The organism is Corticibacter populi (genome assembly GCF_004217315.1).
In the GTDB taxonomy this organism is placed as follows: Bacteria; Pseudomonadota; Gammaproteobacteria; order Burkholderiales; family Burkholderiaceae_C; genus Lampropedia; species Lampropedia populi.
Map to the genome: position 1 here is coordinate 1,035,624 of NZ_SGWR01000002.1, position 6,402 is coordinate 1,042,025.

Annotated in this window: 8 protein-coding genes; 6 read left to right on the forward strand and 2 right to left on the reverse strand. The window is 63.9% G+C overall.

Going from position 1 to position 6,402, the window contains the following annotated elements; all coding sequences use genetic code 11:
* Positions 1-32 precede the first annotated feature (32 nt).
* On the forward strand, positions 33-470 hold the full coding sequence (locus EV687_RS10805; protein WP_130466490.1) for a hypothetical protein: 438 nt from the start codon (positions 33-35) through the stop codon (positions 468-470).
* 78 nt (positions 471-548) lie between these two features.
* A complete protein-coding gene (locus EV687_RS10810) occupies positions 549-1,169 on the forward strand; it encodes a GNAT family N-acetyltransferase (protein ID WP_122229970.1) in 621 nt (206 codons plus the stop codon).
* A 20-nt stretch (positions 1,170-1,189) separates the two neighbouring features.
* Here the strand turns inward: EV687_RS10810 and EV687_RS10815 are convergent, their stop codons facing one another.
* Complete coding sequence (locus EV687_RS10815) at positions 1,190-1,744, reverse strand: hypothetical protein (protein ID WP_130466491.1); 555 nt, start codon at positions 1,742-1,744, stop codon at positions 1,190-1,192.
* Positions 1,745-1,838: 94 nt separating this feature from the next.
* On the opposite strand from EV687_RS10815, the gene EV687_RS10820 reads away from it, so the two are divergent.
* Positions 1,839-3,026, forward strand: coding sequence for a vWA domain-containing protein (locus tag EV687_RS10820; RefSeq protein WP_122229966.1), 1,188 nt, complete (start codon positions 1,839-1,841; stop codon positions 3,024-3,026).
* A 40-nt stretch (positions 3,027-3,066) separates the two neighbouring features.
* Here the strand turns inward: EV687_RS10820 and ruvA are convergent, their stop codons facing one another.
* Positions 3,067-3,642: a Holliday junction branch migration protein RuvA gene (gene ruvA / locus EV687_RS10825; protein WP_122229964.1), complete on the reverse strand. Its 576-nt coding sequence runs from the start codon at positions 3,640-3,642 to the stop codon at positions 3,067-3,069.
* Between the two features lie 131 nt (positions 3,643-3,773).
* Between ruvA and EV687_RS10830 the strand changes: the two genes are divergently transcribed.
* The 3 genes from EV687_RS10830 to EV687_RS10840 are packed head-to-tail and all read left to right on the forward strand — an operon-like array spanning position 3,774 to position 6,124.
* On the forward strand, positions 3,774-4,757 hold the full coding sequence (locus tag EV687_RS10830; RefSeq protein ID WP_122229962.1) for a PhoH family protein: 984 nt from the start codon (positions 3,774-3,776) through the stop codon (positions 4,755-4,757).
* Positions 4,758-4,765: 8 nt separating this feature from the next.
* Entirely contained in the window at positions 4,766-5,227 is a 462-nt protein-coding gene (ybeY, locus tag EV687_RS10835) for an rRNA maturation RNase YbeY (RefSeq protein WP_122230567.1), read from the forward strand.
* Positions 5,228-5,242: 15 nt separating this feature from the next.
* Positions 5,243-6,124: a PHP domain-containing protein gene (locus tag EV687_RS10840; RefSeq protein ID WP_122229960.1), complete on the forward strand. Its 882-nt coding sequence runs from the start codon at positions 5,243-5,245 to the stop codon at positions 6,122-6,124.
* The last annotated feature ends 278 nt before the right edge of the window (positions 6,125-6,402 follow it).

The window sequence follows — 6,402 nt, forward strand, 5'->3', positions numbered from 1 at the left end:
GAGGACGGGCCATGCAGCAAGGATGTGCAAACTTGGGTCTAGCGGTGTTGGCGCTGGTGGTCGCGCTGCTGGCCGCCTGCGGCGATGGCCTCCGGGTCAGCGGCGGCGTTGTCTGGGACGGCACGGATGAGGATCAGGATGAAGGCGCCACGGTGGTCGTGGTGATCAAGCATGATCCGCAGCAGCCCGACCCGCAGCAGCGGACCATCACCGCGCGCCTGCCGCTGGCCGAGGCGTCCGAGCCGCAGCGGGATGCTTTGGCCGAGCTGCACGAGACCGAACAGGCGGCGCCGTGTGCGTCAGACGCCGTGTTCTACCAACTGCAATTGCAGCGTCCGCAGGGCAGGACCGACTACGTATCGAACAACTGGTCCTGTCAAGACGGCGAGACTGGCGGGCACGATGCCGGTGGTGCGCAAGCCTGGATCGATGTGGCAGCGCTGGCCGATTTCGTGGCCATGCTGCAGTGATGGCGGTGTTGGAAACGCCCGGCAAATCCGGATCCGGCCTGGGGAGGCCCGGGTGGATGCCGGGGACAAGGAGGAGCTATGTCGTTTGTCAGTCCCGTGATTTTGCGCGCCAATGGCGTGCGGTTGGAGCCACTGACCCTGCAGCATGGGCAGGGCCTGATCGATGCCGCCACGGATGGCCAGTTGTGGAACAACCGTGTCACGTCGGTGCCCGAGCCCGCGCAGACACGCGGCTACATCGAAACGGCGCTGTGCGAGCGCGAGACGGGCAGCCGCTTCGCCTTCGCCGTGCTTGACGAGGCCAGCGGCAAAGTGCTGGGCACCACCAGCTACCATGACATTCTGCCCGATGTCCAGCGCCTGGAGATCGGTTATACGTGGTACGCCCGAGGTGTCCAGCGCAGCCATGTCAACACCACCTGCAAGCTGTTGCTGCTCACCCATGCGTTCGAGACGCTGGAGTGCCGGGTGGTGGGCTGGCGCACCGACAACTTCAACCGTGCCAGTCAGCGCGCCATCGAGCGGTTGGGTGCCCACCGTGACGGCATCATCCGCGGCCACAAATTGCGTCGGGACGGCACCATCCGCGATACCGTGCTCTACAGCGTCAGCCGTGGCGAATGGCCCGAGATCAAGGCACATTTGCTGGATCTGCTGCATGCCAGGCCTGCCGGCGCCGCACCGGATCCGGAGGCCTGATGCATGACCGACGCCGGTGTTCAGGCCGGCTGCAGCAAGGCCTGGTAGGGCATGGCCACGGCCCGCAGTACCGGGATCTGCATGTCGATGGCCATGTGGATGAGGATGTCCAGGTGCTCGTCGGGCACGATCTCGAAGAGCCGTTGTGCGACGCGCTCGACGTACCGCTCGCCCGAGCGCGTCAGGATCAGGTCCAGCGTCACCAGCATCAGCTCCAGCATCTGCTGCGGGTTCGAACTGCCGCGCAGCGTCGTGGCCACATGGCCGGCACCCTCGCTTTGCTGCAGTTGCAGCAGGTCCAGCACGTATACCTTGCAGGCCGCCAGACTGCGGTTCTTGGCGCGCGGCGGCGGCGCGTTGCCGCCACCGGCAGGCACCGGTTTGGAGACGCCGGAGATCAGGCCGGCCGCCTCGAGCTGCTGCAGCTGGGCAGGGGTGTCGGCACCGAAGATCTGGCCCAGCTCCGTGGCGCTGCGCTTGCCATTGCAGAGAATGAGCAATTGCCGCATCCTGGGCGGCATGCCCTGCTTCCCCTCGAGGGCCTGCACGCCCTTGGCTGTTTTCACGATCGACATGGGCCACTTTCCGTTGCGCTGGGTTGGGCCGTTCGGGGCCATTGGAGGCGCAACTCTAGTGGAAAATTGTTAATTAAATGTTACAGGCTTGCGCATGCTGATTGACTTCTTCTATACCCTGCGGGCCGGCAAGCTGCCGGTTTCGGTCAAGGAGTACCTGGCGCTGCTGGAGGCGCTCGACCGAGGCGTCATCGGCCCCAAGGCCGAGGAACCCACCAGCATGGAGGACTTCTACCACCTCAGCCGCACCATTCTGGTCAAGGACGAAAAGCACTACGACAAGTTCGACCGTGCCTTTGCCGCATATTTCAAGGGTGTGGAGATGCTCACCGACTACGGCAAGGAGATTCCCGAGGACTGGCTGCGCAAGCTGCTGGAGAAGGAGCTCAGTCCCGAGGAGAAGGCGGCACTCGAAGCCATGGGCTGGGACGAGCTGATGGAGACCTTCAAGAAGCGCCTCGAGGAGCAACAGGAGCGCCATGAAGGCGGCAACAAGTGGATCGGCACCGGCGGCACATCGCCGTTCGGCCATGGCGGCTACAACCCGCGCGGCATCCGCATCGGCGGCAAGGGTGGCAACAAGAGCGCTGTCAAGGTCTGGGATGCGCGCATGTACAAGGACTATGACGACAGCCAGGAGCTGGGCACGCGCAACATCAAGGTCGCGTTGCGGCGGCTGCGCAAGTTCGCCCGTACCAGTGCCGAGCTGGAGCTCGACTTGAAGGACACCATCCGCGCCACCGCCGCCAATGCCGGCTGGCTGGACATCAAGATGGTGCCCGAACGCCACAACAACGTGAAGGTGCTGCTGCTGATGGACGTGGGCGGCACCATGGATGAGCACATCCAGCGCGTCGAGGAGCTGTTCTCGGCCGTCAAGAGCGAGTTCAAGCACCTGGAGTTCTATTACTTCCACAACTGTGTCTACGACTTCGTGTGGAAGAACAACCGGCGCCGCTTTGCCGAGAAGTTCGACACCTGGGACGTAATCCGCAAGTACAACAAAGACTACAAGCTGATCTTCGTGGGAGATGCGACCATGAGTCCCTACGAGATCCTGCAACCCGGCGGCAGCGTCGAATACAACAACGCCGAGGCCGGTGCCGAGTGGCTGCAGCGCCTCACGCATGCCTTCCCGCAGCATGCCTGGATCAACCCGGAGCCGCAGGGCGTGTGGGGCTACCGCCAGAGCATCGCGCTGATCCAGCAGATGATGGGAAACCGCATGTACCCGCTGACCCTCAAGGGCCTGGAGGAGGCGATGCGGCTGCTCTCCAAGTAGCAGCTAGCGCGCAGACCCCAGGGGCAAATGCCTGCGCCGGTCAGCGCGCCAGGGCCTTGAGCGCCATCTTGATGCCCTCGCTCACGCCCACGTCGGCCGGCAGGGTCTTGAGCGCCACACTGGCCTCCTTCTCCGAATAGCCCAGTGCGATCAACGCCTGCAGCACGTCGTGGCGTGCCGCATCCATCGGCACCTGGGCCGTGCCGGGCAGCGCATCGGCCATCTTGCCCTTGAGTTCGAGCAGCAGCCGTTCGGCGGTTTTCTTGCCGATGCCGGGCACGCGCGTGAGCAGCGGCACATCCTGCTGGGCCACGGCGCTGGCCAGGTCGTCCACCGTCATGCCGCTCAAGATACCCAGCGCCATCTTGGGCCCCAATCCCGAAATCTTGATCAACTCCCGAAAGCAGGCGCGCTCGGCCGCCGTGCCAAAGCCATAGAGCAGCTGGGCATCCTCGCGCACCACCATGTGCGTGTGCACGCCCACCGTTTCGCCCAGGGCCGGCAGGTGGTAGAAGGTGTTCATCGAAACCTGGACCTCATAGCCCACGCCATGGCAGTCGATCAGGATCTGCGGAGGGTTTTTTTCCAGGAGCGTGCCGGTCAGTTTGCCTATCATGCGGTTCTTTGCAGTCAATGTGGACAGCCCAAGAGCGGGCTTTGGCGGATACTGTAGCCTCAGAACCTGTCCACGTTCTCGAACGGTTTTCTCAAACACGGCCGCACCACTTGCCGCCATCCGGATACAGCGTGATTCTCAGACATTCCTTCATCCCCGCGAACAACCAGCGCCTGGCCAACCTCTGCGGCCCGATGGACAGCCATCTGCGCACCATCGAGGCCGCCACCCAGACCGCGATCACCCGCCGCGAAGAGCATTTCAAGGTCGAGGGCGCCAAGAAAGGTGCGCAAAAGGCCATGGAGGTGCTGCAGGCCCTCTACGAAATCGCCGGGCGCGACATTGCCACCGACCACCTCCAACTGATGCTGGTGGCCGATACACCGCTCGCTGAGGATGAGGATGGCCGGCCGCTGCTCTCGACACGGCGCAGCGACCTGCGCGCCCGTACGCCCAACCAGAGCGTTTACCTGCAGAACATTGCCGAGCACGACATCACCTTCGGTATCGGTCCGGCTGGCACCGGCAAGACCTACCTGGCTGTGGCTTGCGCCGTCGATGCGCTCGAGCGCAACGCCGTGCAGCGCATCGTGCTCACGCGTCCGGCCGTCGAGGCCGGCGAGCGTCTGGGCTTTCTGCCGGGCGACCTGACGCAGAAGGTCGACCCTTATCTGCGCCCGCTCTATGACGCGCTCTACGAGTTGATGGGTTTTGACCGCGTGCAAAAGGCTTTTGAGCGCAATGCGTTGGAGATCGCGCCGCTGGCCTTCATGCGCGGGCGCACCCTCAACAACGCCTTCGTCATCCTCGACGAGGCGCAGAACACCACCCCCGAGCAGATGAAGATGTTTCTCACCCGCATTGGCTTCGGCGCCAAGGCGGTCGTCACCGGCGACGTCAGCCAGATCGACCTGCCCAAAGGCATGCCCAGCGGCCTGCTGGAGGTGCGCCGCATCCTGCGGCGCGTCAAGGGCATTGCCTTCACCGAGTTCGACAGCGGCGACGTGGTGCGCCATCCGCTGGTCGCGCGCATCATCGATGCCTACGATGCCCAGCAGACGCCACGCAAGGCGGCGTCCGCTGCCAGCCACACCGATCCGGCAAATTTGCAATGAGTGCCGCCATGAGCCTGCCTGACCTGAGCCTTTCCCTGCAGTTCGGCCGTTTTGGCGAGGCCGGCGCCCACCGCGTCGTGTTGCCTCGCCACAAGGTCGTGCGCTGGCTGCGCCATGCCCTGGTCAGCCCTGCCGAGATCACCGTGCGCATCGTCGACGCCGAGGAGGGTCAGGCCCTCAACCGCGACTATCGCCACAAAGACTATGCCACCAACGTGCTCACCTTCGACTACGCCAGCAGTCCTGTCGTCGTGGCCGATCTGGTGCTGTGCGCACCGGTCGTGGCCCGCGAGGCGGCTGAGCAGCACAAGGGCCTGCAGGCCCACTATGCGCATTTGCTGGTGCACGGCGCCCTGCATGCCCAAGGCTGGGACCATGAAACCAGCGAAACCGATGCCCAGGCCATGGAAGCGGAGGAAATCCGCATTCTCCAGGGACTCGGCTTTGACAATCCCTACGCGTCGTCCTGAGCCGACACCTGTGCCATGGCCATCGACTGGAGCGACCACCGCCTCAACGCGGACCTGCACAGCCATTCGACCGCGTCGGATGGCACGCTGACACCCGGCGCATTGGCCGAGCGGGCCCGGCGCAATGGCGTGGCGCTGTGGGCCCTGACCGATCACGACACTCTCGACGGACAGCCTGCCGCCAGCAGTGCCGCGGCTGCGCTGGACCTGCCGTACCTGACGGGGGTCGAGATTTCCGTCACCTTTCTGGAGCGCACCATCCACATCGTTGGCCTGGGCTTCGATGCGCAGGATCGGGCACTGACAGAAGGTCTGCGGCACACTCGCGCAGGCCGCAGCCGCCGTGCCAGACAAATGGCCGAGGCCCTCGCCGAGGAAGGCATTGCAGGGGCTTGGGAGGGCGCATTGCGATTCGCTGGCAACCCCGAAACCCTCTCGCGCGCACACATTGCACGCCACCTGGTGGCCATTGGTCATTGCGGCAGCATTCAGGAAGTCTTTCAGCGCTACCTGACGGACGGTCTTCCCGGCTTCGTGCCGCACCAATGGGCCGCATTGCCAGACGCCGTTGGCTGGATCACCGCCGCCGGCGGCGTCGCCGTGCTGGCGCATCCGGCCCGGTACGACCTCAATGCGCTGCAGCAGCAAGCCTTGATCGATGCGTTCAAACGCCATGGCGGGCAGGGCATCGAAGCCATCACGGGCAGCCATCGCCCGCACGAATATGCCAAATACACCGCGTTGGCCAGTGCAGAAGGCCTGTTGGCTTCCAGGGGCAGCGACTTTCACAGCCCTGGTGAATCCCACGTCGATCTGGGCCAATTGCCGTCTCTGCCGGCATCCTCCCTGCCGGTATGGGCCTGCCTTGCAGGCCGCATCCAGGTGCCTGCTCGCTGAGCGCTTGCCAGCACTCCCGTCGCAACGGTGGCGGACATTTTTGGCGCGAAAAATGTCAACTTCATGAAAGTGCAAACCGAACTATGCTATAGTTCTGCCTCTTCGCTTGGCAGGGCAACTTGTCTGGGTGATGCGGGCAGATGGCAGGGGGAAAGAGTTTGAAATTTCTTTCCTGTAGCATCAAAAACCTGTGTTATAGTGGAGGGCTTCGCTGATCGGACGATGTGTTTGGTTAGTGGGGTGATGCAAGGGGTTGATGGGGAGAGGTTAAAAAATTT